This is a genomic window from Allobosea sp. CER48 (assembly GCF_044752385.1).
Taxonomy (GTDB): domain Bacteria; phylum Pseudomonadota; class Alphaproteobacteria; order Rhizobiales; family Beijerinckiaceae; genus Allobosea.
In genome coordinates, this window is the sequence record NZ_JBIWYK010000613.1 from 1 (window position 1) to 1541 (window position 1541).

At 65.0% G+C, this 1541-nt stretch carries 2 protein-coding genes; one reads left to right on the forward strand and one right to left on the reverse strand.

Going from position 1 to position 1541, the window contains the following annotated elements:
• Positions 1-50 precede the first annotated feature (50 nt).
• Entirely contained in the window at positions 51-581 is a 531-nt protein-coding gene (locus ACIPIA_RS16000; RefSeq protein WP_400510962.1) for a gamma carbonic anhydrase family protein, read from the forward strand.
• 171 nt (positions 582-752) lie between these two features.
• Here the strand turns inward: ACIPIA_RS16000 and ACIPIA_RS16005 are convergent, their stop codons facing one another.
• A complete protein-coding gene (locus tag ACIPIA_RS16005; RefSeq protein WP_400510963.1) occupies positions 753-1391 on the reverse strand; it encodes a transglutaminase-like cysteine peptidase in 639 nt (212 codons plus the stop codon).
• Between the last annotated feature and the right edge of the window lie 150 nt (positions 1392-1541).

The following is a 1541-nucleotide window of genomic DNA, read 5'->3' on the forward strand; positions in this document are numbered from 1 at the left end:
GGGCTGGTCCTCGGCAATCCTTGCTCCGGTCAAAGCTCAGGATCCCAGCCATGCCGCTCTACTCGCTCGATGGAACAAGGCCCGACGTCCCGGGCGCGGGAGCCTGGTGGCTGGCGCCCGATGCGCATGTCATCGGCCGCGTCCGTCTCGCCGCGGATGTTGGCATCTGGTTCGGATCTGTGCTGCGCGGCGACAACGAGTGGATCAGCATCGGCGAGGGCAGCAACATCCAGGAAGGCTGCGTGCTGCACACCGATATGGGGTTTCCGATGTCGATCGGCGCCAATTGCACGATCGGACATCGCGCCATCCTGCACGGCTGCACGATCGGAGAGAACAGCCTGATCGGAATGGGCGCCACTGTGCTGAATGGCGCGAAAATCGGGCGCAACTGCCTTGTCGGTGCGAATGCGCTCGTGACCGAAGGCAAGGAATTCCCGGACAACTCGCTGATCGTCGGTGCGCCGGCGCGCGCGGTGCGGGCGCTGGACGACAAGGCTGCCGCGGGTATCACCGCCTCGGCCAAGGCCTATGTCCAGCGTTGGCGGCAGTTCGCTGCGGGCCTGCAGCGCCTGGATTGATCGCCGGAACGCCAACGTTACGGCCCTGCGGCTCCAAAAGAGGCGGGCCGGCCTTCCGGGGAGGAAAGCCGGCCCTGGCGAAACCCGATCCTTGGGGACGGGTGGGTGGGGACGTGACCGAGCCTCGCCGTCCTGTGTCGGCCGCGGCCTAGCGGGCCGCAGCCGGTTTCATCAGCGCTGCACCGAGGCGACGGTCGGGGTCTGGGCGCCGCCGAGCGAGGTCCAGCCCGTGCGGTACTGGGACTCGCGCTTGACGTAGACGTAGCCGGTCTGGCTCCAGGGCAGGATCGCGTTGCGCTTGTTGTCGAGAATGAAGTCGCCGCGGTCGGTCCGGATCATCAGCACGGCATGGCCGGCATTCTCCTCGTCGATCACGACAGTCACCAGCATGGCGCGGCGCGGCAGCCCGGCCTCGGCGAGACGCTTGCGCTTGAGCAGCACATAGTCCTCGCAGTCACCCTTGCCGTCGGTGGGAATGTCCCAGCGATCGACGACGCCCCAGTGATCCTCGTCGGTAACCGCCTCGATCTCGCGATTCACGCTGTTGTTGGTGGAGACGATCGTCTTCCACAGCTTGGCGTTCAGTTCGATGCGCTCCGGCTCCCGCGTGTCGGTGCGGCATTCGGAGGGAACGCGCTTGCAGAAGTCGGTCCACGCATAGGGGGCCCGGGCATCGCCCTGGGCCTCCGCTGGCAGGCTTGCGACCGGGATGCCGGCCGAACCCTGAGCCTTGGCCGTCGTGGCCGCTCCGCCGATGCCGACCAGCGTGGCCAGCGCGATACCGATCAGATTGCTATTGAGAGAAAACATGTCGTCCCCTTTCTGTCCCGGGGAGACGATGCGTGTCGGCGGATGGATTGCGGCTGAAATGGAAACGTACAAATTTATGTATTCGGCCCCGATTGTGCCGAAGAATAGATCAGCATCAATCTGCTCAAAACAGGATGGTAACGTTTTTTG